Origin of the sequence: Brevibacillus sp. TJ4 (assembly GCF_044627595.2) — a bacterium.
Classification (GTDB): Bacteria; Bacillota; Bacilli; order Brevibacillales; family Brevibacillaceae; genus Brevibacillus.
In genome coordinates this window covers 3,038,378-3,061,307 of sequence record NZ_CP185865.1, presented here as the reverse complement: position 1 = coordinate 3,061,307, position 22,930 = coordinate 3,038,378, and the positions used below count along the sequence as shown (strand labels likewise).

Genomic DNA, 22,930 nt, shown 5'->3' with positions numbered 1-22,930 from the left:
AGATGGGGGGATCGTATGACGAAAGAAAAAATCAAGGCGGCGGCACTCGAATTGTTCGCCCAACACGGCTTTGCAGCTACGACCGTAAGCCAGATCGCCAAGGAGGTGGGGATCAAGGCGCCATCGCTGTTTTCCCACTTCAAGAGCAAGGAAGAGCTGTTTGTTACGATTTTTCAGGAAGTGAACCAGCAAATCGTGGAGCATGTCAGACAGTTGGCACAGGAGCCGGGGGATGTGGCGGCAGCGAAAAAGCTGGAGCTGATCTTCCGGCGAAATTGCCAGTTTTACCTGGAAGACGAGGCGCGTACGAGATTTATCAAACAGACGATGACGCTTCCTCCGGCTTTTGTCAAAGAGGCGATCATGGACGATTTTTTCGATGCGGAATCGCGGCTGTCGGCGGTCCTGACGGAGTTGTTTCAACGCGGAGTGGCCGAAGGAGTGTTCTGCGATGTGCCCGTTGAGCAGTTTCTCGCCGCTTACTACTGCATGATGGACGGGGTGTTGATGCAGATCAACATCTACGAGCCTGTACAGATGGAAATGCGCATCGGTCATATTTGGGAGCATTTTTGGCGAGGAGTGCGCGCCTAGGCTTCCTGTTGCGAAATTATATCAGAAAATTTTGTTTTGACAGAATATTTTTGTCTGCTTATTATGTACCTAACGAATATTCGTTAGGAGAATAGAAGGAGGACTGGTTACCTTGGAATTGCCGCACAGACCAACTTTGCAGCGGACTCTTTCGCTGCGCCATACGCTGTTGTTTGGCATGGCCTTCATGGCGCCGATTACCGTATTCGCCACGTACGGGATCGCCGTTTCGGAGACGAACGGGATGATTCCGACAGGCTATCTGATCGCGCTGTGCATCATGCTGATTACGGCTGGAAGCTACGTCCATCTGGTCAAGGCGTTTCCGAATGCAGGAGGTGCGTATTCATTTGCGCAAAAGGGAATAAATCCGCATGTCGGGTTTCTCGTCGGCTGGACGATCCTGATGGATTACGTCTTTAGTCCGCTGATCAGCTCTCTTTTGGTGGCAATCATGCTGTCTGCCTTTTTCCCCGCGGTTCCGCTCTGGATTTGGATTTTCCTGTTTGTCTGTGCAATTACGACGATCAATATTTTGGGAATTAAAATTGCCGCCAATGTCAACATGATGCTGGTTTTGCTGCAAGTGCTCATCTGTGTGGCCTTTCTCGCACTGGGAGTCCAGGACCTGCTCACCGGACAGGGAGCAGGAACATTGTTCTCCTCGCTTCCTTTTTACGATTCACAGGTCGCCCCTGCGTCCCTCCTGGCAATCCTTCCCTTACTCTGCTTTTGCTTTCTCGGCTTTGACGCTGTAACCACGCTGGCAGAAGAAACGGTGGAACCGGAAAAAACGATGCCCAAAGCAGTCATGCTGATTCCGTTGATTGGAGGAGTCCTGTTCGTCGCCGTTACGTATGTCGCCCAACTGGTCCAGCCTAACCTGCAAGGCTTCAGCGACCCGGAATCGGCTGGGATGGAGCTGTTCTTCCAGGTCGGGGGCAATCTGATGGCAGCCTTTTTTCTGGCGGTCGTGGTTCTCGCTGGACTGGCCTCCGCCGTCGCTTCCGGGGCGAGCGGCGCGCGGATTTTGTATGCGATGGGCAGAGAAGGCGTGCTGCCCAGACGCTTCTTCGGCTATCTCTCGCCGCGTTTCCGCACGCCTGTCTTGAATCTCGTCGTTATCGCTGTGATCGCGATGATGGCTACTTTCCTCGACATTTTGACGGCTACCGCCCTGATCAACTTTGGCGCTCTGCTGGCCTTTACATGCGTCAACCTCGCTGTCATCACGCATTTTTACGCCCGCAGCAAGCGGCGCTTTGGCAAGGACGTGATCGTGTATTTGCTTCTGCCGTTAGTCGGTGCGTTTTGCACCGGGCTGTTCTGGCTCAATCTCGGTGCCGCCGCCCTGATCCTCGGCGGCTGCTGGACTGCTGTTGGTTTCGCCTATTTGCTGTATGTGACAAAAATGTTCCGGCAACCGCCGCCCTCGCTGCATATCGAGTCGTAGGAAAAAAGAAACGGGCACTCGTGGCTGTCCGTGCGAAAAACAGGAGGAGTAGATGGACATGCATGCACAGTACGCAGACATCATTATAACCAGCAAGGCAGTATTTACCGGATTGCAGGATCAGCCGCATCCGGCAGCGATCGCAATCTGTGGCAACCGGATCGCGGCAGTCGGGACGAGAGAGGAGATCGCGCGTTGGCGGGGAGAGGATACGGTGGAGATGGATGCCGGGGAGCGCCTGGTGATGGCTGGCTTTCACGATTTTCACCTCCACCTGATGATGGGCAGCGTGGCGATGCGCAGTGTCCAGCTTGCCGCCGCCCGTTCGCGCGAAGAGGCGGTGGAGCAGGTCAGGCAGCACGCCGCACAGCGGCCGGATGACACGTGGGTAATCGGTTTTGCCTGGGATGCCGGGTACTGGACGGATCAGCGTCTGCCCAACCGTTACGATCTCGATGCAGCAGTCGCAGACCGGCCAGTGCTTTTGTTCCACGCCGAAGGGCATTACGCGTGGGCGAACAGCAAGGCGTTGGAGGCAGCAGGCATCGGCAGGGACACGCCAGACCCGCCCTTTGGCTCGATAGCCCGGGATGAGGCAGGAGAGCCGACAGGCATTTTGTACGAAGGGGCGATCTCTCCATGCGGCGAGCTTGCTTTCGACTTTTCCGACGAGGAGCAAAAGGAGCTGCTGCGGGATTTTTTGCGGCACGCAGCGGAGTTGGGCGTGACCTCTGTCAACGATCTGTACGGACTGGAGATGAACCGGAAGCTGGTCAATTTCGAGCTGTATCGCGAATGTGAGGAGAGTGGCGAACTGACGGTGCGAATCCATTTGCAACCGGAGTTGAATGGCGATCTCGAACGGGCGAGGGGGCTGCGTGAGAAGTATCGTTCTCCTTTTTTGCAATTCACGGGTCTCAAGCAGTTCATCGACGGGGTGATCACAGGCTATACCGCGTATATGCTCGAGCCATACGCCGATGATCCATCGACGAGCGGCAGCACCACCTATCCCCCGGAAACGATCAAAGAATGGGTCGTGGCGGCGGATCGGGAAGGGTTCCAGATTCGTTTTCACGCGATCGGAGACGGTGCGATCCGGCTTGCCCTGGACGCCTTTGCAGCCGCCAGGGAAGCAAACGGGGTGCGAGATGCCCGCCATTGCGTCGAGCACGTCGAAGTGTTGCACCCGGACGATCTCCACCGCTTCGCCAAGCTGGGCGTCATCGCCTCAATGCAGCCGGAGCATCTCGCCCAGTCCGAGCGCGGCGTCTACACCGCACGGATTGGTGCCAGCCGGGATCGCTACGTGTTTGCCTTGAACAGCTTGAGCCGGACAGGAGCGGTGCTGGCCCTGGGGAGCGACTTCCCGATCGCCTCCCTGCAGCCGATGCTGGAGGTGTATCGGGCCGTGACGCGGATCGACAGCAGCAGCGAAGACGCCTGGCATCCCTCAGAGAGCCTGACGCTCGCCGAGACGCTGCGCGCCTACACGGCTGGCCCTGCCTACGGTTCGTTCCGCGAGCATGAACTGGGAACGCTGGAGCCTGGCAAGCTGGCCGATCTCGTCGTCCTGGACCGCAATCTGTTCGCTGTACCCGCAGAGGAATTCCTCCAGACGCAGGTATGGCTGACCATGGTAGATGGACAAATCGTCTACAAAAAGGATGCGTTCACGAAGTAACGAGGAACCCTATGCCTATTTTTGGAATAGGATGTAAGGCAAAAGCCTAAAATGCTTGAAATTCCGGCACCACCACCCACCCCCCAACATAGGATAAGGTGACTCTGTAATCCCTCAACCTTGTTCCTGTAGAGCCCACAAGGAGGGGTGGCACGATTGAAGGGGAGCGACCAAACCAAGCCGCTGTTAACAAATCGAGAAAGAGAAGTGTTTGAACTCTTGGTCCAGGATAAGACAACCAAAGAGATTGCCGGACAACTCTTCATAAGTGAAAAGACTGTACGCAATCACATCAGCAATGTCATGCAAAAATTAGGGGTCAAAGGTCGATCTCAAGCAGTAGTCGAACTGGTTCGACTTGGTGAATTAGAGATTTGAGCCCGGTCCACCCAGCCTCCCTTTTCTTCCCTTGGTCGGAAGGGAGGGTTTTTTGTTTTTGCCAGAAAGTCTTTTATTCAACAAGACAAAAAAGCAAGCACAACCTTTGGATAGTGCTTGCCGAACTGAATAGATGAGTACAAACCCAGCGATTTGGGTGTAGTGAGGCAGAGCGTTTCTGTAGATCACCCCAAGGAGATCGTTTCTCCTGACTCCAGCACTTCGCTGCGCAGCTTTAGCAAAGCAAAATCCTTGTTCTTGCACTCCAGCATGATGTCGATCCGATTGCCGGTCAACAGCCTGGCAAATCGCAGGAAATCTTCCACGTCAATATCGTCGGCATGACTGCGGAAGTCGCGATCCGATTTCGGGGATGAAAAATGAATTTTGGGGGTACGGTCGCCCCACGTACGAAAAATTCGCGGCAAGTATTCTTCTATAGCCTCACCGTCATTGATGCAGTTGTGATGGTGGATATCCAGGACCATCGGGGCCTGGATGGATTCGCACAGCTCAAGCACGTCCCGCATAGTAAAGGAAGTGTCGTCGTTTTCAACGACGAGCCTGTTCTTGATCGCAGCGGGCAGCTTCCGGTAGTTTTCGGCAAAACGCTCCAGGGAAGCGCGTTTGTCGCCGTACACTCCTCCGACGTGGGTTACCATGACAGAGTCGGCATCCAGCCCCAACTGGTCCAATACGCGGGCATGGTAGTCGAAGTCCTTGATCGTTGCCTCCAAAACTTCCGGGTGGGGTGTATTCAGAATGCTGTAATGGCCCGGATGGGAGGTGATCCGCATCTTGTGCGTGCGTATATAATCACCTGCCTTGTCAAAATCCCAGCGAAATTCACGTTCCCAATCCCAGTCTTGGGCGATCGGGTGGGTGGCAAAAGGGACGAATTCGGAGGGAAGGCGGTACAGAAAAATGTCGTGCTGCCTGTTGTATTCCAGTACCTCCATCAGATTGAAAAAGTTGGACTGCAAAATGCTTCTCAATTTTTTCCGTTGGCCGGCCCGGTCCAGTTTTTGCAATTGACCAAGCGTCGTTTTTTTGTTCGGATTGTTTTTCGTCGCCATGCTGATGCAGGCATACCCCAGCCGAATCAAGAGTCACATCCTCCTTGTCAACCGTCTGCCGCTAGTATCCCCCGTTGACGTGAAAAAGCGGAAATGAATGTCCTTCGATCCTTCCGCTATGTGGCAGCTTCCACCACGCATACCCGAACAGCCAGCACCAGCGGGAAGAATTACTCCGACCCCGCCGCTATCTGTATGCAAAGCCGATGACAAGCGCTACGAGCGGACCGCTTAGGGCAATCAGTTGGGAGACGACCCGATTGGCAACCAGTTGCGCGAGGAAAAAACAGAGCGAACCGGCCAGGATGGCGAGGTGAAATCCCCAGTTGAACGAAAAAAAGCCGTGAATGGCCAGGGAATACACATGTCCCAGCGCCAGAAAGCTGAGCAACCCAATCCAAACCCCTTTTTGTTTGCTCTGCAACAGCTTCCACAAGCCGAACCCGAAAAAGCCGGCCAGCAGGATAAATGGAATCATCATCAATACGAGTGCAAAATAACGAAAAGCATTGCCAAACTGCAAATGGTTATACATCAAATAAGCCAAACATGCCCCGAGGAAAGCACCCGAACAACCTCTCCCGTACACCAGCATAGAGGCACTCCTTTTGGATTTTTTGTGAAGAAATGATGGCAACTGGCCAAATCGCGAATTCCTGAATAATCAACTAGTGAAATATTTCCAATTGTTTGTTAGAATGAAAGAGGTTTTGATTTTCCGCGTTCGCGGGTTAAGCTACTAACATGACCGCCAGTGTCCAGCACTGGCGGTCACCACAGTAGTCGTTCTCTACAGGGACGGCTACAGCATTTGCGGGAAGTAGATCACCGAGTTCCCAGGCTCGGGGTGATCTACTTCTTTTTATGGAAAGACAGCATGGCAATAATCAACATCCCAAACGAGAGCATGAGCGATATTGCCTCATATACTGCCATGTTCTCACCCCCTTTCATCCGGGGATCGCCGTCTTCCCGTACAGAGCCGAATCTACTGTTTATGGAAAATTATAACATGTGCTGACAGAGAAATGGATGCGCCTTTTTTCACGGAAAGCGCGTAAAATGTACACCACAAGCGAGCCAAGCCCGCTCAATTTTCTCTATTTCCCCCACAAACAACCCTCTGTATCATTAAATAATCCAATCAATACATAACTTTCAATCAGTTTTTCTTATAAGTGGGTCAATACGAAATGGAACGCGGATTGTCTGGTTATTACGAAAGGCCTACATGGTTTTGCGTGCACCGTCCTTCTCCATGATACGACACGGTGCCGTACGCTGCTGGTATAGGCACTCCTCCTGCGGTAGCAGAATATAGTGCAGGAGATCGACCAGAAACAAAGGAGGACCAGCATGTATCCGACGTATCCGTACTACGGCTCTCAGACCAAATGCGAAGAGACGCCGATTACATTTCCGCCGCAGCAGCAGGAGCGGCAGCCGGGCTTTGAGTATATGATGTCGCCGCGTCCGATCTATGACAATCCGGACTATGTCGGCAGTGGAAAATTGCGGGACAAGGTAGCGATCATTACCGGAGGGGACAGCGGTATCGGCCGCGCAGTCGCTGTTGCATTTGCCAAAGAAGGGGCAGATGTGGTGATTTCGTATCTGGACGAACACACCGATGCGGAAGAAACGAGTCAAGCAGTAGCCCGTTACGGGGGACGCTGCCTGTTGATCCCGGGGGATTTGCGCGATGAGGCGCTCTCTGGTGAAATCGTCCGGCAGACGGTGCAGACTTTCGGGAAGGTGGACATCCTCATCCTGAACCAGGCCGTCCAGTTTCCGCAAACAAGCATTTTGGACATTTCGACAGAGCAATTGCTCGATACGTACGAGACCAATGTGTACCCGTTCTTTTTCCTGACCAAGGCGGCATTGCCGCATATGCGGTCCGGCAGCGCGATTATTTGCACGACATCCGTGACCGCCTACGAAGGCCACAAGGAGCTGCTCGACTACTCCTCGACCAAGGGAGCAATTGTATCGTTTACCCGTTCGCTGTCGCTGCAACTGGTCGACAAAGGGATCCGAGTCAATGGGGTCGCACCGGGTCCGATCTGGACGCCTTTGATCGTCTCCAGCTTTACTGCCGAACAGGTCAAGACATTCGGGACCGAGGTGCCGATGAAGCGGGCGGGACAGCCGTTTGAACTGGCGCCCACCTACGTCTACCTGGCCTCCGACGACTCCAGGTACGTATCGGGTCAGGTCCTGCATGTAAATGGTGGCGTAATGACAGAATCGTAAAAGGTTGTATATGGGACGTTCTGAACAAGAAGAAAGTTTCGCATACGACTTTTCCCGCGAGCAGCAAAGGGTTTTCCCCTGTCAGGTCGAATTGGTTTTTTACGCAGCATGCTGCGCCAACAGACAATAGGGGGAGTATCGATGGAAGCGGGGTTGCAACTGGTAAGGCCGACTGTAGAACTGGAGGACGAATACCTCTCGTTTTACCAGGAGTGGAAAGACAGCGGGGAGCCAATGATCCCCTGGGTGATCAGCAAAGAGCCGAAGCCTTTTGCGGAGATGGTGCAGTGGCTGCATGACAATGAACACGGCGTGAATCTGCCGGAAGGCTGGGTCCCCGACTCGACGTATTGGCTCGTAGCAGATGGCCGCAGGATCGTAGGTGCGGTCAACATCCGGCACGCTCTGACGGAAAGACTGTTTCATTCGGGTGGCCACATCGGGTATGGCATCCGCCCTGGGGATAGAGGGAGAGGGTACGCCACGCAAATTTTGAAGCTCGCGCTGGAAAAGACGAGGGAGATGGGGCTGACCGATGTGCTGGTCGTCTGTGATGAAAGCAATGTCGCCTCCGCGAGAGTGATCGTCAAAAACGGCGGCATTGCGGACACTCCCTTTGTCGAGGAGGACGGCAATGTAGTGCGGCGCTTCTGGATTCGCTTGGAATAGGAAAAAGGCGGTGGAGGTCAGCCGCCTTTTTGCTTTTTTTCGGGACTTTTTCGCTGACATGGTTCGACAGACAGGGGAAAAAGTTGGCAAAATCATGCTATCATAAACGCAAGAACACGGGACATCACAGGGGGATGGACAAGCATGCAGACAAAACGAAACATTGCCCTCATTCTTTTCGCCATATTGATCGTGGGTGGAATTGCCTATGCCGCGGTCGGTCTGATCCCGGGATGGGGCGGCGTGAAGCTGGCTGAGGGTTATTTGTATGAAACAGAAGAGACGTTGGTCTATCTGAAAACGGAGCAGGCGTCCGAGCAGGAAGTGAAAGTGGAAGTAACGCTTTTGGCCAGGGAAACAAAAGGCGGAATCCCCGTCCTGAACAGCACCACTGCTTCCTATCCAGCCACGCTGGGCGAAGAAGGAGAGCTGCTGCTGGATTTAGGCGAAATGGAGGAACTGTGGACTGCCCGCGTCGAGGGAAGCGAGCTGGTAACATCCGCCCCTTTGCCAGGCGTACTGCCGCAGGAGACGAGGCTGGCGGCTGCCGACCTGGATGTCTTCCAGCAGAAGCAGCAGGCATGGGAAGCGCAGATCCAGCAGGAAGCGGCAGCCAAGCGGGAAGAGCAGGCAATCGAGAAGGAGCGCGTGGAAAAGGCGCAAAAAACGGAAAAGCTGGCTCGCCTGAAAGCCGATTTGCGGGAAAATATCGAATACCTGGACGGACTGGACTTTTCCATGGAGGTAAGCACGGACCAGGAGAATTTGGCCAGTATGCAAAGCATTCTCGACGAGGTGAACATGTACGCGGGACAATCGAGCATGCACCGGACAGAATACGAAGTGATGGCGGCGACGGTGGACAGCATGAAGGTGCTGCGTGACGGGATCGGCACGCTGGCCGAATCGATCGAGCGGAAAAAGCAAAACATCGACAATTTGATTTCCATTCTGGAAGCCGACAAGGCGGATCTGCTGACTACCTGGGAGGAGATCAAAGGCGATCTGCCCGATGCGGACAAACAGTTGCAGGAGCTACATCAGGTAATCGAGCAGACTGAGCAGGCCATCGCCAAGGCAAAAGAGCGAGTCGAGGCGAGCGCGGGTGCGCAGACTGATTCGCGGCAGCAGGCGGACAGACTGTACCAGCAGGCGGTTACGGCTGTCAATCAGGTGAAAGAAAAGTTTGGGTTTTGATTGGAGTTTTCCTCATGCCGAAAATGTATTATTCTTATCGTATAAGACGGAATTGTAATGGATAGGCGACAATGCATCGAGGAGGTCAGGAATGAGCGTTTATGAAAATATAACAGAGTTGATCGGAAATACGCCTGTTGTCCGGCTCAATCGGATCGTTCCCGAGGGCGCGGCAGAGGTTTTCGTCAAACTGGAAATGTTCAATCCCTCACGCAGTGTCAAGGATCGGGCAGCTTTCAACCTGATTCGCACAGCGGAGGAGGCAGGGTTGATCCGGCCGGGCGATACGATTATCGAGCCGACGAGCGGCAACACGGGCATCGGGCTGGCGATGAATGCGGCAGCAAAAGGGTACAAGGCCATCCTCGTGATGCCAGACAACATGTCGAAAGAGCGGATCAATCTGTTGAAAGCATACGGAGCGGAAGTCGTGCTGACACCTGCGCATCTACGGATGCCCGGAGCAATCGCCAAGGCCGAGGAGCTGCAAAAAGAAATTCCCGGCAGCTTTATTCCGCAGCAGTTTGAAAACAAGGCAAACCCCGATATTCACCGGATAACGACTGCACAGGAAATATTGCAGCAGATGGAAGGAAAGCTGGACGCTTTCGTTGCGACAGCCGGCACGGGCGGTACGATTACCGGCACGGGTGAGACATTGCGGGAAACGCTTCCCGACCTGTACATCGCCGTCGTCGAGCCAAAAGGCTCCCCGGTACTCTCGGGAGGAAGTCCGGGACCGCATAAACTGGTCGGGACAAGCCCCGGCTTTATCCCCAAGATTCTCAATACCGATATTTACGATGAGATCATGCAGATCGCTGATGAAGATGCCCTGGATACGATGCGAAAGCTGGCTGCCTGGGAAGGCATCCTGGTCGGGCCATCGTCGGGTGCGTCCGTATTTGCGGCTATCCAGGTGGCGAAGCGACTGGGTCCAGGCAAGCGAGTCGTATGTATCGCACCGGATACCGGGGAACGATATTTGAGCATGAATTTCTTTTGAAGAATGAAAAAGGCAAGCCCATGATTGCCGTGCGGTGCGTGGGCTTGCCTTTTCGTTTAGGTTGTAGATACGAGTTGCTGACGCGCCTGATACGCGAGCAAGGCACCGATAAACAACTGGCCCGTTTGGATCATCGCCCGCTCATCCACGTCAAATTTGGGGTGATGGTGGGGATAGACAGCCTGGATGTCCGGATTGCGTCCGCCGACCATGAAGAAGGTAGCGGGCCGTTCCTTGGCAAAGTAGGAAAAGTCTTCGCCGCCCATCATCGGGGGCATGCGGACGACATTTTCTTCGCCGAACAGATTTTTCGCGCACGCGATCACCTGGGGTGTCTCCTCTTCATCGTTCCAGGTGGCGGGATAGCCGTGCTGGTAGATGACTTCGCCGCGCGCCCCCACTGCCTGGCAATTGGCTTCCACGATCCGCGAGATGGATTGTTCGACAGCGCTTCGCACTTCCTCATCGTAGGTGCGCACGGTTCCCTTCAGACGCACTGTGTCCGGGATGACATTGAACGCGTCGCCGCCGACGAAGGAGCAGACAGAGACAACTACCTGCTTGATCGGATCGACCTGTCTGCTGGCGATCTGCTGCAGGTTCATCACGATTTGGCTGCCCAACACAATCGGATCGATCGACGTATGCGGTTTCGCCCCGTGGCCGCCTTTGCCGTACAGCACAATCTCAAAGCTGTCAGCGGCCGCGGTAACAAAGCCATGGCCGATTCCTACTGTGCCGACGGGCAGATCAGCGGCGACGTGTGCGCCGTAGACGACATCGACGCCATCGAGGCAGCCGTCTTTCACCATTGAGAGCGCGCCGCCGGGAATCTGCTCTTCTGCGAATTGGTGGAGAAATACGACAGTGCCTGGCAGCTCTTCTTTATACTCGCTCAATACCTGGGCTACCCCCAAGAGGCCGGCCGTATGGATATCGTGTCCGCAAGCATGCATCACGCCGGGAACGCGGGACTTGTACGCCACATCCTTTTCATCCTGAATCGGAAGGGCGTCGAAGTCAGCGCGCAGGGCAACCGTTTTTCCAGGCTTGCCTCCCCGCAGTATGCCGACGACTCCCATGCCGCCCACGCCAGTGCGCACCTCCAACCCCAGCGAAGCTAGCTTGTCAGCTATTTTTTTCGCGGTGTTTACCTCCTGGAAAGAAAGCTCCGGATACATATGCAAATCTCGCCTGAATTGGACTAAATCGGGGAAAATCTCCTGCAGTCTGGCAAACAGCTTCTCTTGCATGGAACCCACTCCTCTTCCAGAATGAATTGACATTACGATCTATTATAAAAATATTCAGAAAATAAATGCAATCTTTGTTTGTAGACAGATTATTTCAAAAATTGCCCGAATCCATGGGGAAAGGAATCGTTCTTTACCGAAAAAACACGCTTATATATAATGGGCTCAATCAAAGACAGACAATTTCTGACAAGGAAAGGGGGAAGCATGGGGTGGTTTTGACGTCGCGCTCACGTACGTTGCTGCTTCTGTCGTGGGTGCCGGGGCATTGACACAAGATGTGGATCATCGGGTGATCCCGAACTGGGCTGCCGCTTTGCTGATGTGGAGGAACAAAAATGTGGAAGAAACGCTGCACGACCCAAAACGGATGGCATTCGCCGGGGCGCTGGTCGGTGTCGTGGTCGTGACGCTGCTCAATTCGACGGCAACGGCAATTCCGCAGTCCATGCAACTGGTCGCCACCAAAGTGCTGGTGCCGGCAGCGAACTGGCTGATCAACCCGATCATGCCGATTGTCTTCTGGATGGCAGCGATGGACGCGGGCAAACGGACCGGGATCTGGGGGACAGTTTTGGGCGGTCTGTCGCATCTGGTCATGGGCAACGCCGTACCCGGGATCGTACTGGGAATCCTGATCGGAAAAGGGCTCGATGACAGCGGCTGGAACCGGATCACCAAGACGATGCTTGTCGCCGTCATACTTCTGTTCGTATTGAGCGGCTTCTTCCGCGGCTTTGATGTGGCGCTGCTGAAGAGTATGTACGTAGAGATTCCGCAATGGCTGATCGAGCTTCACGAAACATTTGGATCGGTGGTGACGAAGTAATGGGAGAATTGCAGGCAAAAGGTTTTTGGTATTCGGAATGGGCGTTTCCGCTCTTTGTCGCGTGTCTTTCCTCAGGCATTTTTGCCGGGACTCATCTGTACTACGTGTATCACGTCGGAGCATTTAATGATATTGCCATCGTAGCCATGCTCGAAGCAGGGATCAAAGGCGGAGGATATGGGGCCGCTGCTGCTTTCGGTGCGAGCTTCCTGTTTGCCCGAATCCTCGAAGGCCCGCTGGTGGGAATTCTCGATATCGGCGGCTCGCTGCAAACGGGAATTGGAATTGGTGTTCCTGCCCTGATGCTCGGCGCCGGATTCACGGCTCCGCTCCTCTCCTTTCCGTTGGCGTTGTTCACCGGAGCAGTATTGGGACTGGCGATCGGTTCAGTAATCATCCTGATCCGCAAGTATACCATCAATTCGGTGAAATCGACGTTTGGCGCCGACGTGATGATGGGAGCGGGGAATGCCGCAGGGCGATATCTGGGTCCGCTCATCGTGATTTCCGCGATCATGGCTTCGATTCCGGTCGGGCTCGGAGCGACGGCGGGTGCGGCGATCTTCTACCTATTACAACAAACCGATCGCCGGCGGGGCGATCATCGGAGCGATGGTTCTCGGCGCGATTTTCCCGATCCCTGCCCAATGAGTCGTGCCCACAGGGAAACGGAAAGGAAGGAATCAGATGAACGTATATGAGCGGCTTGGGTTGAAACCAATCGTGAACGCAAGCGGCAAGATGACGGCGCTCGGTGCTAGCGCCGTCCAGCCCGCGGTGGCACAGGCGATGGCGGATGCGGCGATGGACTATGTAGAAATAAGCGAGTTGATGAAGCTCGCCGGACGACGGATCGCGGAAGCGACGGGAGCAGAGGATGGCTGTCCGACGAGCGGAGCGGCGGCCGGAATTGCCATCAGTGTAGCTGCTGCAATCGCTGGCTGTGACCTGCGCGTGATTGAGCAATTGCCCGCGGCAGTCGGAAGGAAACGAAAAATTGTGCTGCAAAAGGGACAGTCCGTCCATTTTGGCGCTTCCATCCGACAGATGATTGCACTCGGCGGGGGTGAGGCGGAGGAAGTCGGGCACGCAAACTACGTGGAAGAGGCCCATCTGCGCGAAGCGATTGGCGAGGATACAGCGGCGTTGCTTTTCGTTAAATCCCATCATGCCGTCCAAAAAGGGATGCAGCCGCTGGAAACACTGATCCGGCTTGGACGAGAGAGGGGAGTTCCGGTCATTGTCGATGCAGCCGCCGAAGAAGACTTGCGCCGTTATGTCGCGGCTGGTGCCGATCTGGTCATTTACAGCGGGGGAAAAGCGATAGGCGGTCCCACTTCCGGTTTTATTGCCGGGCGCGGCCCGCTCGTAGCGGCTTGCCGGGCTCAGTACAAGGGCATCGGGCGGGCGATGAAGGTGGGAAAAGAAGCCGTCGTCGGATTGCTGACTGCGCTTGAACGGTACGATCAGAACACGGCGGATGCAGGCGAACAGCGCAGCCGGATGGAATGGCTGGCGAACGAGCTGGGAAAGCTGCCGGGACTGAATGCTTCTGTCGTACAGGACGAAGCGGGCAGACAAATATTCAGGGCGCAGGTGCAGGTAGACGAGCAGAAGGCTGGCTTCTCTGCAGCGGACTTGGCCAGGCTGCTGGAGCAGGGGAATCCTGCCGTTTTTACAAGAAACCATTATGCCAGTGTCGGCGTGCTGGCTTTTGACCCGAGACCGCTCCACGCGAATCAGGAAAAAGTGATTGCCGCGCGAATAAAAGAGATTTGGAACGGCAGGAAATGAGGGAGAGGCAAATGGCAAAACAACCGCGTATCGCATTGAATGTTTTGGCAAAAGACGTGGAAAACGCAAAACAAATCGTAAGTCTTGCAGAGGGCAGGGTGTTTATCGGCGTGACGGCAAAGGGATTTTCCAGCGTCACCGAGGCGGCAGCAGTGATCGAATCCTACCAGGAGGCGGGTATTCCCGTTTCGGTCGGATTGGGAGCAGGCGACGCTGAACAATGGAAAAAGGTAGTCGAGGTAGCTATACTGACCAAACCGGCGCACGTGAATCAGGTGTTTCCTGCTGCCGGGTACACGCTCGGAGCCTTACATGCGGTCGGCAGCAGCCATACGGTGGTTAACGCCCTCATCGCCCCCAGTGGAACGCAAGGGAAGGTGCTGGTTACGACTGGACCGATCAGCCAGGCTGCGCCAGAGGAAATTTCCTGCGAGGCAGCGGCGGCGATGCTGGCGGAAATCGGTGTCCACTCTGTCAAATTTTATCCCGTGAACGGGCTGTCGCGGATCGAAGAAATCAAAAAAATGGCCCAGGCTGCTGTCCGTTTCGGTATTCCTGTCTTTGAGCCGACTGGCGGAATCGACGAGGAATCGATACGTCCGATAGTGGAGGTATGTCTGGAAGCGGGTGTCCGACAAGTAATTCCGCATGTTTACACCTCGATCGTGGACATGGATACGGGGCTGACTCGCCTGGACAAAGTGGAAGAGTTGCTTGCCGCCTTGCCGGAAATCTAGCTTTTTGCATGCCAAATTGCGGACGGGAGTGACAGAAATGCAAGAAATACAGGTTGTCGTACAATTGGAGCAAGGGCTGCACGCCCGCCCTGCTTCGCTTTTCGTCAAGACCGCTGCTTCCTACGCCAGCGAGATCAGCTTGCGAAAGGACGGGAAAGGGGTCAACGGCAAAAGCATTATCGGCGTCATGTCGCTTGCCATCGCTAGTGGGGATAGCGTGACGTTGACTGCGGACGGAGCAGATGCCCGTGAAGCGCTGGCGGCATTGGAAGCGCTGCTCGCCAAAGCAGATGCCGGATGATCGGTGGCGTGTACAAAAAAATAGCAACAGGATCAAAACCAAGAGCTGCTGGGTGCGACAGCCTCTTGGTTTTTTGCGTGCGCGCATATGTGTTGGTCTAAGCGCGGGCTGCCTGCCATACATGTAATAGAAATATGCCAGCACGTACTTGGGTCTTAAGGAGGGAAGCTGCATGCTTCATATTGTCGCCTGTATCAAACAGGTGCCCGACACAAAAATCATCAAGATGAACCCCAAGACCAATACCATGGACCGCGCGAGCGCACCCGCGATTCTCAACCCGTACGATGCCCACGCTGTCGAGGAGGCAGTCCGTCTCAAGCATCGCTACGGAGGCGTCGTTTCCGTCGTGACGATGGGACCGCCGCCAGCCGTGAAAGCGATCCGCAAGTGCATCGAAATCGGGGCAGACGAAGGTTACCTGGTGACTGACCGGGCCTTTGCCGGAGCGGACACGCTGGCGACCAGCTACGCCGTCACCAAGGCGATCGAAAAGATCAGCGAGATTCGCCCCGTCGATCTGGTCATCTGCGGCAAAATGACGATTGACGGCGACACCGGACAGGTGGGACCGGGCATTGCCAGACGCCTCGATGTACCGCCGCTCACCAATGTGAATAAAGTGGTAGAGGTGAACAAGGAAGAAGGCTACGCCATTGTACACCGGAAGCTGGAGGACGGATACGAGGTGATTCAAACGGCCCTGCCCTGTCTGTTTTCCGTGGAAAAAGAGATCAATGAGGTGCCGTACTCCCCGCTGCCCAACATGCTGCGCGCCGCCCGCTACCAGCCTGTCGTCTGGTCTGTCAACGATCTGGGCGACATTGACCGGACGCTTCTCGGCCTGAAAGGATCACCGACCATCGTCGCCAAGGTATGGCCTCCGGAAAAGCCAAAAGGGGGCGAACGGCTGGAAGGGTCTCCTGAAGAGCAGGTTTCCCGGCTGATGGAGATTTTGCAGGAGAAGCAGAGCTTGTTTCGGGTAAAGGAGGAGCGGGCATGAATCTGGAAGACTATCGCGGGATTTGGGTGTTCCTCGAGGTACAGCAGGAGGGGATCGCTGCTGTTTCCCTGGAGCTGCTCGGCGCGGGGCGGCAGTTGGCCGACAAGCGCGGAGTGCCGCTGGCGGGGCTGTTGATCGGCGACGGCGTACGCGAGCTGGCACAGACTGCTTTTGCCTACGGTGCAGACGAAGTGTACCTCTACGACGATCCGATTTTTCACCATTACCGGACGGAGTCGTACATGCGCGCGGTGATCGCCTCGGTCGAACGGCACAAACCGGAAATTCTCCTCTACGGCGCGACCTCGACAGGAAAAGATTTGGCGAGCGCGGTCGCAACAGACCTGCAAACCGGGCTTACCGCCGACACGACAATGCTGGACGTCAATGCCGAGACGGGTTTGCTGGAAGCGAGCCGACCGGCATTTGGCGGCAACATCATGGCGACGATTCTCTGCAAAAAGCATCGGCCGCAGATGGCGACCGTACGTCCCAAAGTTATGAAAGCGCTGTCTCCCGAGCCTGAGCGTACCGGCACTGTGATCGAGGAGACGATCGCGCTGCGGGAGGAGGAGATTCGCACCAAAGTGCTGGAAATCGTCCGGGAAACGAAAGAAAAGGTGCGCCTGGACGAGGCTGATGTGATCGTCGCCGGCGGCAAGGGACTGGGCAGCAAGGAAGGCTTCGAGCTGGTTCACCGCTTCGCCCGATCGATTGGAGCGACTGTGGGAGCAAGCAGGGACGCAGTCGAGGCGGGGTGGATCGATCATCAGCACCAGGTCGGGCAGACCGGCGTGACGGTGACCCCGAAAGTGTACTTTGCCATCGGGATATCGGGGGCGATCCAGCACATTGTCGGCATGCAGAATTCGGGATTGATTATCGCCATCAACAAAGACCCGGACGCCGCTATCTTCCAGGCGTGCCACTACGGCATAGTCGGCGATGCCTTTGAGATTGTTCCGCTGCTGATGGATGCGTTCCGGCAGATGGCGGACAAGGAGGTTCAATATGGCTGAAAAATTTGACGTAATTGTCGTAGGAGCCGGTCCGGCCGGGACTGCCTGTGCCTACACGCTGGCCAAGGCGGGCGCAAACGTACTGTTGATGGAGCGGGGCGAGTACCCGGGTTCGAAAAACGTCATGGGCGGCGTTCTCTACCGCAAGACGATGGAGGACATCATTCCCGGATTTTACAAGGAAGCTCCTCTAGAACGGCCGATCGTCGAGCAGCGCTTTATGATGCTCGACAAAGAATCGGCGCTTTCCTTCAGCTACAAGGGGCTGGAGTGGGCGCAGGAGCCGTACAACAACTTCACCGTTCTGCGCGCCAAGTTTGACCAGTGGTTTGCCGACCGGGCCGTGCAGGAGGGGGCGCTGTTGCTCAACGAGACGGTCGCTCTGGAATGTATCGTCGAGGACGGCAAGGTAGTCGGAGTGCGCACAGATCGCCCGGACGGAGACGTGTACGCCGATGTCGTCGTACTGGCAGACGGGGTCAATTCGCTGTTGGCGAAATCGCTCGGCTTCCACAAGGAGTTTCGCCCGGACGAGGTAGCGCTGGCAGTCATGGAGGTGCTCAAGCTGGATCGCAAAATCATCGAGGACCGTTTCAACCTGGAAGGGGACAACGGCTGTACGATCGAGATTTTTGGCGATTCCACCAAAGGCATCCTCGGCACAGCATGGCTCTACACGAACAAGGACAGCCTCAACATCGGGGTTGGGACGATGCTCTCCGGGCTGATCAGGCAAAAGATCAAGCCGTACGAACTGCTCGACTATGTAAAAAACCACCCGATGATCCGCCCGTATATCCAGGGGAGCGAGCAGCAGGAATATTTGGCTCACCTCATTCCGGAGGGAGGGTACCGTTCGATGCCCAAGGTCGTCGGCAACGGAGTGCTGGTCGTCGGCGACGCGGCCCAACTCGTCAATGCGATCCATCGGGAAGGCTCCAACATGGCGATGGCATCCGGCGTGATGGCTGCGGAAACGATTCTTCAAGCGCGCGAGGCAGGCGATTTCTCCGAAAAGATGCTGGATGCGTACCGCATCAATCTGCTGGACAGCTTTGTCGGCCAGGACCTGAAAAAATACAAGGATGCCACCCATCACTTTGAAAAATTCCCGCAGTATTTCGAGCAGTACATTCCGCTGATGAACCGCGCTGCCAGCCAGATGTTTACCGTAGACGGCAACTCCAAATGGGAAAAACAGAAAAAAATCTGGCGCGATCTCGGCGGCACCAAGGAGAAGTGGAAAATGGCCCGTGATCTGATGAACGCGTGGAGGGTGATGAAGTGATGGCTGATTTGCCAAAGGGGCAATCCATCGAGGAGAAGCAGTATCTGGTCCGTTTCAAGGCCGATACGAAGTCGCATCTTCACGTCATGGATGCAGACATCTGTGCGACCAAATGCCCCGACAAGCTGTGTACAATTTTTTGTCCGGCAGAAGTCTACAAGTGGGAAGAGGTGCGGATGCATGTGGGCTATGAAGGGTGTCACGAATGCGGAAGCTGCCGCATCGGTTGTCCCTATGAAAACATCAAATGGGAGTACCCCAAGGGCGGGCATGGAATCATTTTCCGACTCGCTTGAGCGAGGGCAGGGAAAAAAGGCAGAAGCAAGAACGCTTCAGATCGGGGATCAGGTCGTCTATCGGCGGGATGGTACGCGGGGAATCGTGTACGCGAAGAATGGGGAGCTATGCCAGGTCGTCTGGGAGGATGAATTCGTCAGCTGGGAGCAATCAGAAGCGCTGTACCGGTTGTAGGTGCAGGCGAAAAAACGAAAGGAGCGGGATTTCCGGGCCGCTCCTTTCTTGCATGGATCAGACAAAAAAGCTGTGTACTCCCCGACGTGGTGTGCCCGTGTTTGGGACGGGCATTGCACCAGGTCGATGTTACTGTGAACGTCTGCGACCGCAGCAGCCGCCCGTTCTCGGAGGCACGTTGCGGACATTTTGTGTCGGTCCGTACTGGGGCGTGGGAGGCTGTGGTTGCGGTCCCCTGGGGGGCACGTGATTGGGCGGAACAGGTCTGGATTGACGGTGACGGCTGTACGGACGGTATTGTTCAGGAGTCAATGCGATCTCATCCTTTCATTACGGAGGTATACTACGGTTTATGCCATCCTTGGGAAAGTGGGAACAGATTGACTGTTTTTCCGACTGTACCCTGCTTGCAGACCGCTTCTTGCTAGAGCGGCAGGCGGAATGTGTGCACCAGCCAGTCGTCATCGTAGGTTCGACGTGCCAGGTAGCGGTGCCGCTGGTCGAGTGCGCCGTTTTTCACGACTTCTTCCTCCACCTTCTCCGCATCTGCGTAGAGAATCAGCTTTTTGCAGGAGGCGATGCGCTCTTCCTTGAAATGGCTGTACGCCATGCGCAGCATGTTGTAGTACACATGAGTGTGGGTCACCGTGTACGGATGTACGCTGCGAAACAGGTGGAGGATGTTGACGTCGGGATGGACGAAGCAACGGTACCCGAACAGCCACAATTTTACGGATAGTTCAATATCCTCGTACCCCCATACCCGAAAGCCGCGGTCGAATCCGCCGACATCGTCAAACGCCGAGCGGGAAATGGCAAAGCAGCCGCCGGGCAATATGGCGACGGGAGCAGGGCGCTTCGGACGCGGATTCCATTCGATTTCCCAGCTTTGCGTAAGCGTCTGTCCGTAGCCGCGCTTGTGCGGTTCGGTCATCGAGCCGATGGCAGGAGCGACTGCGTCTGCCGTGCCAGAGGCGATCAGTTCGAGCAGCCGGTCCAGCCAGTACGGCTCAAACGTCAAATGGGCATCGCAGAACACCAGGTACGTGCCTTGCGCCTGCTCGGCTCCAAGGTTGCGGGCCGGGGCAGCGCCGATGCCTTTGGTCGTGATCAGCCTGACTGGCTGCGGCTCGCTTTGGTCGTGCAAAAACGCGCAGCAGCTGTCCGTCGAGCCATCGTCGACTACGATGACCTCCAGCGGGTAGCGGGTTTTGTTCTGTAGCAGGGAGGCCAGGGTAGAGCGGACGTTGGGCCCTTCGTTTTTGGCCGGGATGATGATGGATACCAACGGCAGGGAAGTGCTGGACAATTCGTTCACTCCTTTCTTCCCTGTCATCCTATGCGCCAGCCTATGCTGAGGGGATTCCCCGCGATCGCTTGCGGGTCGCTACTCACCTGTACGGCGGGACATTCATAGGATAGACCGGATGAAAGTACGTATAGAAGGAACGAATGTGGCGTATGACCGCACAGGTCGTAACTTCGGGGGAAGGGGGTATCTCTCGTGCTGGGCATGACGTGGCTGGACCTGACGATTCTTGTATTGGCGAGCTTCAGGCTGACGCACCTGATCGTTTTCGACGAGATCGCATCGTTTGTGCGCGCCCCGTTTTTGACCGTCACCTATGAGCCGGATGCGACCGGACAGCTTGTCCGCACTGTCCATATCAAAGGAACGGGATTGCGGTACTGGATCGGTTCTTTGCTGAGCTGCCACTGGTGCGTGGGAATCTGGACGACTGCGGCGTTGGTCGCCCTGTATTTTCACGTGCCGCTCTCGTATCCGCTCATTTTGATCCTGGCGATTGCGGGAGCAGCGGCAGTGATTGAGACGAAGATGTACTTTGGCTAGATGAGAAAGCCCTCTTCCGCTTCGCCGCAAACGGCTGGCAGCAGAGGGCGTTTGTACGGGGGAGGGACTCGTTTTCCGTTAAAAAGGCTGCCAGCGAAGGCGCCTGGCCTGGCGATAGCGCTCCTCCACGTACGGCCAGTTGACGACGTTCCACCAGGCTTTGATGTAGTCTGCCCGCTTGGATTTGTACTTGAGAAAATAGGAGTGCTCCCATACATCCAGCGGCAGCAGCGGGACGACATCCCACTGGGACAGGTTTTGATGCTTCTCTGCTGTCAGCAGTTCCAGACGCTGCGCGCGCGGCGACCAGACGAGGATCGCCCAGCCCGGACCTTCTACCTTTTCGGCAGCTTGCGAAAATTGCTGTTTGAAGGTCTGGAAGGAGCCAAAGTAGGCGCTGATCGCCGCGGCCAGCTCTGCTCCCGGCTCGCCGCCTCCTTGGGGACTCATGGCAGAAAAGAAAATCGTGTGCAGGTAGTGGCCCGCACCGTTGAAGGCAAGCTCCCGCTCCCAATGGCGAATCAGCTCAAAGTTGCCGTTAGACCGCGCCTTTTCCAATTCCAGCTCGGCTTTGTTCAGGTCGTCTACGTACTTTTTGTGCAAGGTCGCATGGTGAATCCGCATCGTCTCTTCGTCAATATGCGGCTCCAGCGCATTGTAGTCATAGGGAAGAGGCGGCAGCGAATGACCGCCTGCGGGCACCGGACGACCGACCGGGACGCGTTCGCTCACACGCCGAAAGCCAGGCTCGCCTGCAGGCGGATAGGAGGCGGGTTTGGGCTCGGGGGTGTCTTGTTCATGCTGTTCGACCAGCCGCAAAAACTTGTGAAACTGTTCCTGAACCTTTTGCGCTTGGGCGACCAATAGCGGAAGCATTTCCTGCACGCGGCCCTTGTCCAGCCGGGCAGCCTGCCTTCCGATCGAAGTAAACGTCTCGTCAAATTTGTGCAAGTGGCGTTCCAATTCCCGGTGGAGCGGCTTTTTCGTGCGCAAATGCTCCACCCACTGTCTGCCCCATTGGCTCCAGTCCATCAAATGCCTGATTTGCTCTTCCACATTCGATCCCTCCCTGGATAAAAAAGCTCATCAACAGGGTATGAAATACGCCTAGTGAAGGTGCGCCAATCGCGGATTGCAAGGAAAGATCCGGCCGCATATGGTAGAAGAACTACTGTCCGTAGTGGTATGCTGTATGTATTTCCGACAACAGGGGAGACAACACGATATGGAAAAAGAGAAAGGTATTGCCGTCATTGATTCGGGAGTGGGAGGACTGACGGTCGTCAAGGAAATCATGCGTCAACTGCCCAGTCAGCCGATTTTGTACATGGGTGACAACGCCCGCTGTCCCTATGGCTCCAAAACGCCGGAAGAAATACGCGCCTACAGCTTCCAGATGATTGACTTTGTCACCCGTACACCGTTGAAGGCACTCGTCATCGCTTGCAATACGGCTACTGCAGTCGTGCTGGACGAGGCGAAAAAGGACTTGCCTGTTCCCGTCATCGGCGTCATCGAACCGGGAGCAAGAGCGGCGGTAAACGCGACCCGCAACGGCAGAATCGGCGTGATCGGCACGGAAGCGACGATCCGCTCCCAGGCGTATACGCGATCGCTTTTGCAAATCAAGCCGGATTTGCACGTCACCGGCCTGGCTTGTCCGTCGTTTGTACCATTGGTTGAAAAGCACCTGGCCCACACAGAGGAAGCGCGGCGGGTGGTGAGTGAAACGCTGACACCGCTCTTGCGCGAAGAGTTGGACACCTTGATCCTCGGCTGTACCCATTATCCGTTGCTTGCCCCGGTGATCCAGGAGGTAGTCGGCGACAGTGTGACGCTGATCAGCTCGGCAGAAGAGACGGCGCGCGAGCTGGCTGCATACATCGGTCCGGACGAGCGCAAGGAGAAACAAGCGCCGCCAGACCATGTGTTTGTCACGACAGGAGACACCGGGATGTTTCGGGAAATTGCCGAAGAGTGGCTGAGCCGCACTGTTCGCGTAGAATACCACGCGCTGGAGAGGTCGCTCAAGTCATAGCGGCTCCCGATGCTTTGTACAGACATTCCACG

24 protein-coding genes and 2 pseudogenes are annotated in these 22,930 nt (G+C 55.7%); 20 read left to right on the top strand and 6 right to left on the bottom strand.

Annotated features, from left to right (window positions below; translation table 11 throughout):
* Window positions 1-15 precede the first annotated feature (15 nt).
* The 4 genes from ACAF76_RS15085 (at window position 16) to ACAF76_RS15070 (ending at window position 4,109) form a co-directional block, all read left to right on the top strand.
* The gene (locus ACAF76_RS15085; protein WP_400164223.1) at window positions 16-594 is read left to right on the top strand and encodes a TetR/AcrR family transcriptional regulator; all 579 of its coding nucleotides are present in this window, start codon (window positions 16-18) and stop codon (window positions 592-594) included.
* 112 nt (window positions 595-706) lie between these two features.
* A complete protein-coding gene (locus ACAF76_RS15080; protein ID WP_400164222.1) occupies window positions 707-2,047 on the top strand; it encodes an APC family permease in 1,341 nt (446 codons plus the stop codon).
* A 52-nt stretch (window positions 2,048-2,099) separates the two neighbouring features.
* Complete coding sequence (locus tag ACAF76_RS15075; protein ID WP_400164221.1) at window positions 2,100-3,731, top strand: amidohydrolase; 1,632 nt, start codon at window positions 2,100-2,102, stop codon at window positions 3,729-3,731.
* 156 nt (window positions 3,732-3,887) lie between these two features.
* Entirely contained in the window at window positions 3,888-4,109 is a 222-nt protein-coding gene (locus ACAF76_RS15070; RefSeq protein WP_003387736.1) for a helix-turn-helix domain-containing protein, read from the top strand.
* A gap of 185 nt (window positions 4,110-4,294) precedes the next feature.
* Here ACAF76_RS15070 and uvsE read toward each other — a convergent pair whose 3' ends face one another.
* The 3 genes from uvsE to ACAF76_RS15055 all read right to left on the bottom strand — a co-directional run bounded on the left by uvsE (window position 4,295) and on the right by ACAF76_RS15055 (window position 6,121).
* Window positions 4,295-5,215, bottom strand: coding sequence for a UV DNA damage repair endonuclease UvsE (gene uvsE / locus ACAF76_RS15065; RefSeq protein ID WP_400164220.1), 921 nt, complete (start codon window positions 5,213-5,215; stop codon window positions 4,295-4,297).
* A 157-nt stretch (window positions 5,216-5,372) separates the two neighbouring features.
* Window positions 5,373-5,780, bottom strand: coding sequence for a hypothetical protein (locus ACAF76_RS15060; protein ID WP_400164219.1), 408 nt, complete (start codon window positions 5,778-5,780; stop codon window positions 5,373-5,375).
* Between the two features lie 257 nt (window positions 5,781-6,037).
* On the bottom strand, window positions 6,038-6,121 hold the full coding sequence (locus tag ACAF76_RS15055; RefSeq protein ID WP_400164343.1) for a putative holin-like toxin: 84 nt from the start codon (window positions 6,119-6,121) through the stop codon (window positions 6,038-6,040).
* Window positions 6,122-6,541: 420 nt separating this feature from the next.
* On the opposite strand from ACAF76_RS15055, the gene ACAF76_RS15050 reads away from it, so the two are divergent.
* From ACAF76_RS15050 to cysK, 4 genes are all read left to right on the top strand, one after another.
* Window positions 6,542-7,441 (top strand): SDR family oxidoreductase, encoded by a 900-nt coding sequence (locus ACAF76_RS15050; protein ID WP_400164218.1) that lies wholly within the window; start codon window positions 6,542-6,544, stop codon window positions 7,439-7,441.
* Window positions 7,442-7,582: 141 nt separating this feature from the next.
* Window positions 7,583-8,110, top strand: a complete 528-nt coding sequence (locus tag ACAF76_RS15045) for a GNAT family N-acetyltransferase (RefSeq protein WP_400164217.1) — start codon at window positions 7,583-7,585, stop codon at window positions 8,108-8,110.
* 144 nt (window positions 8,111-8,254) lie between these two features.
* On the top strand, window positions 8,255-9,307 hold the full coding sequence (locus ACAF76_RS15040; protein WP_400164216.1) for a hypothetical protein: 1,053 nt from the start codon (window positions 8,255-8,257) through the stop codon (window positions 9,305-9,307).
* A gap of 91 nt (window positions 9,308-9,398) precedes the next feature.
* A complete protein-coding gene (gene cysK, locus ACAF76_RS15035; RefSeq protein ID WP_400164215.1) occupies window positions 9,399-10,313 on the top strand; it encodes a cysteine synthase A in 915 nt (304 codons plus the stop codon).
* Window positions 10,314-10,369: 56 nt separating this feature from the next.
* Here cysK and ACAF76_RS15030 read toward each other — a convergent pair whose 3' ends face one another.
* A complete protein-coding gene (locus ACAF76_RS15030; protein ID WP_400164214.1) occupies window positions 10,370-11,566 on the bottom strand; it encodes a M20 family metallopeptidase in 1,197 nt (398 codons plus the stop codon).
* Window positions 11,567-11,810: 244 nt separating this feature from the next.
* Here ACAF76_RS15030 and ACAF76_RS15025 point away from each other — a divergent pair.
* The 10 genes and pseudogenes from ACAF76_RS15025 to ACAF76_RS14980 form a co-directional block, all read left to right on the top strand.
* Window positions 11,811-12,395 (top strand): annotated as a pseudogene (locus ACAF76_RS15025) (DUF4311 domain-containing protein); the annotation flags it as partial.
* Window positions 12,395-13,046: pseudogene (locus ACAF76_RS15020) on the top strand (DUF4310 family protein). The pseudogenes ACAF76_RS15025 and ACAF76_RS15020, both read left to right, overlap by 1 nt.
* Before the next feature lie 36 nt (window positions 13,047-13,082).
* Window positions 13,083-14,189, top strand: a complete 1,107-nt coding sequence (locus tag ACAF76_RS15015; protein WP_400164213.1) for a DgaE family pyridoxal phosphate-dependent ammonia lyase — start codon at window positions 13,083-13,085, stop codon at window positions 14,187-14,189.
* An 11-nt stretch (window positions 14,190-14,200) separates the two neighbouring features.
* Window positions 14,201-14,926 carry a KDGP aldolase gene (locus ACAF76_RS15010; protein ID WP_400164212.1) on the top strand — a complete coding sequence of 242 codons (726 nt, stop codon included), beginning with the start codon at window positions 14,201-14,203 and terminating at the stop codon, window positions 14,924-14,926.
* 37 nt (window positions 14,927-14,963) lie between these two features.
* A complete protein-coding gene (locus tag ACAF76_RS15005; RefSeq protein WP_400164211.1) occupies window positions 14,964-15,227 on the top strand; it encodes an HPr family phosphocarrier protein in 264 nt (87 codons plus the stop codon).
* A 172-nt stretch (window positions 15,228-15,399) separates the two neighbouring features.
* Window positions 15,400-16,230, top strand: a complete 831-nt coding sequence (locus tag ACAF76_RS15000) for an electron transfer flavoprotein subunit beta/FixA family protein (RefSeq protein WP_400164210.1) — start codon at window positions 15,400-15,402, stop codon at window positions 16,228-16,230.
* Window positions 16,227-17,249: an electron transfer flavoprotein subunit alpha/FixB family protein gene (locus tag ACAF76_RS14995; protein WP_400164209.1), complete on the top strand. Its 1,023-nt coding sequence runs from the start codon at window positions 16,227-16,229 to the stop codon at window positions 17,247-17,249. The genes ACAF76_RS15000 and ACAF76_RS14995 overlap by 4 nt, the downstream gene beginning before the upstream one ends.
* Window positions 17,242-18,537, top strand: coding sequence for an FAD-dependent oxidoreductase (locus ACAF76_RS14990; RefSeq protein ID WP_400164208.1), 1,296 nt, complete (start codon window positions 17,242-17,244; stop codon window positions 18,535-18,537). The genes ACAF76_RS14995 and ACAF76_RS14990 overlap by 8 nt, the downstream gene beginning before the upstream one ends.
* On the top strand, window positions 18,537-18,833 hold the full coding sequence (locus ACAF76_RS14985) for a ferredoxin family protein (protein ID WP_400164342.1): 297 nt from the start codon (window positions 18,537-18,539) through the stop codon (window positions 18,831-18,833). The genes ACAF76_RS14990 and ACAF76_RS14985 overlap by 1 nt, the downstream gene beginning before the upstream one ends.
* The gene (locus ACAF76_RS14980; protein ID WP_400164207.1) at window positions 18,808-19,008 is read left to right on the top strand and encodes a hypothetical protein; all 201 of its coding nucleotides are present in this window, start codon (window positions 18,808-18,810) and stop codon (window positions 19,006-19,008) included. The genes ACAF76_RS14985 and ACAF76_RS14980 overlap by 26 nt, the downstream gene beginning before the upstream one ends.
* Window positions 19,009-19,432: 424 nt before the next feature.
* Here ACAF76_RS14980 and ACAF76_RS14975 read toward each other — a convergent pair whose 3' ends face one another.
* A complete protein-coding gene (locus tag ACAF76_RS14975; protein ID WP_400164206.1) occupies window positions 19,433-20,317 on the bottom strand; it encodes a glycosyltransferase family 2 protein in 885 nt (294 codons plus the stop codon).
* Window positions 20,318-20,512: 195 nt separating this feature from the next.
* Here ACAF76_RS14975 and ACAF76_RS14970 point away from each other — a divergent pair, with 195 nt between their 5' ends.
* On the top strand, window positions 20,513-20,860 hold the full coding sequence (locus tag ACAF76_RS14970) for a DUF1360 domain-containing protein (protein ID WP_400164205.1): 348 nt from the start codon (window positions 20,513-20,515) through the stop codon (window positions 20,858-20,860).
* 78 nt (window positions 20,861-20,938) lie between these two features.
* Here the strand turns inward: ACAF76_RS14970 and ACAF76_RS14965 are convergent, their stop codons facing one another.
* Window positions 20,939-21,916 carry a superoxide dismutase gene (locus ACAF76_RS14965; RefSeq protein WP_400164204.1) on the bottom strand — a complete coding sequence of 326 codons (978 nt, stop codon included), beginning with the start codon at window positions 21,914-21,916 and terminating at the stop codon, window positions 20,939-20,941.
* Window positions 21,917-22,085: 169 nt separating this feature from the next.
* Between ACAF76_RS14965 and racE the strand changes: the two genes are divergently transcribed.
* Window positions 22,086-22,898, top strand: a complete 813-nt coding sequence (gene racE / locus ACAF76_RS14960; RefSeq protein ID WP_400164203.1) for a glutamate racemase — start codon at window positions 22,086-22,088, stop codon at window positions 22,896-22,898.
* The last annotated feature ends 32 nt before the right edge of the window (window positions 22,899-22,930 follow it).

Excerpts from the sequence above, each read along its gene's own strand:
- ACAF76_RS15085 (WP_400164223.1), top strand. The coding sequence starts at position 16 with ATGACGAAAGAAAAAATCAAGGCGGCGGCACTCGAATTGTTCGCCCAA.
- ACAF76_RS15075 (WP_400164221.1), top strand. The coding sequence starts at position 2,100 with ATGGACATGCATGCACAGTACGCAGACATCATTATAACCAGCAAGGCA.
- ACAF76_RS15060 (WP_400164219.1), bottom strand. The coding sequence starts at position 5,780 with ATGCTGGTGTACGGGAGAGGTTGTTCGGGTGCTTTCCTCGGGGCATGT.
- ACAF76_RS15055 (WP_400164343.1), bottom strand. The coding sequence starts at position 6,121 with ATGGCAGTATATGAGGCAATATCGCTCATGCTCTCGTTTGGGATGTTG.
- ACAF76_RS15050 (WP_400164218.1), top strand. The coding sequence starts at position 6,542 with ATGTATCCGACGTATCCGTACTACGGCTCTCAGACCAAATGCGAAGAG.
- ACAF76_RS15045 (WP_400164217.1), top strand. The coding sequence starts at position 7,583 with ATGGAAGCGGGGTTGCAACTGGTAAGGCCGACTGTAGAACTGGAGGAC.
- ACAF76_RS15040 (WP_400164216.1), top strand. The coding sequence starts at position 8,255 with ATGCAGACAAAACGAAACATTGCCCTCATTCTTTTCGCCATATTGATC.
- cysK (WP_400164215.1), top strand. The coding sequence starts at position 9,399 with ATGAGCGTTTATGAAAATATAACAGAGTTGATCGGAAATACGCCTGTT.
- ACAF76_RS15030 (WP_400164214.1), bottom strand. The coding sequence starts at position 11,566 with ATGCAAGAGAAGCTGTTTGCCAGACTGCAGGAGATTTTCCCCGATTTA.
- ACAF76_RS15015 (WP_400164213.1), top strand. The coding sequence starts at position 13,083 with ATGAACGTATATGAGCGGCTTGGGTTGAAACCAATCGTGAACGCAAGC.
- ACAF76_RS15010 (WP_400164212.1), top strand. The coding sequence starts at position 14,201 with ATGGCAAAACAACCGCGTATCGCATTGAATGTTTTGGCAAAAGACGTG.
- ACAF76_RS15005 (WP_400164211.1), top strand. The coding sequence starts at position 14,964 with ATGCAAGAAATACAGGTTGTCGTACAATTGGAGCAAGGGCTGCACGCC.
- ACAF76_RS15000 (WP_400164210.1), top strand. The coding sequence starts at position 15,400 with ATGCTTCATATTGTCGCCTGTATCAAACAGGTGCCCGACACAAAAATC.
- ACAF76_RS14995 (WP_400164209.1), top strand. The coding sequence starts at position 16,227 with ATGAATCTGGAAGACTATCGCGGGATTTGGGTGTTCCTCGAGGTACAG.
- ACAF76_RS14990 (WP_400164208.1), top strand. The coding sequence starts at position 17,242 with ATGGCTGAAAAATTTGACGTAATTGTCGTAGGAGCCGGTCCGGCCGGG.
- ACAF76_RS14985 (WP_400164342.1), top strand. The coding sequence starts at position 18,537 with ATGGCTGATTTGCCAAAGGGGCAATCCATCGAGGAGAAGCAGTATCTG.
- ACAF76_RS14980 (WP_400164207.1), top strand. The coding sequence starts at position 18,808 with ATGGAATCATTTTCCGACTCGCTTGAGCGAGGGCAGGGAAAAAAGGCA.
- racE (WP_400164203.1), top strand. The coding sequence starts at position 22,086 with ATGGAAAAAGAGAAAGGTATTGCCGTCATTGATTCGGGAGTGGGAGGA.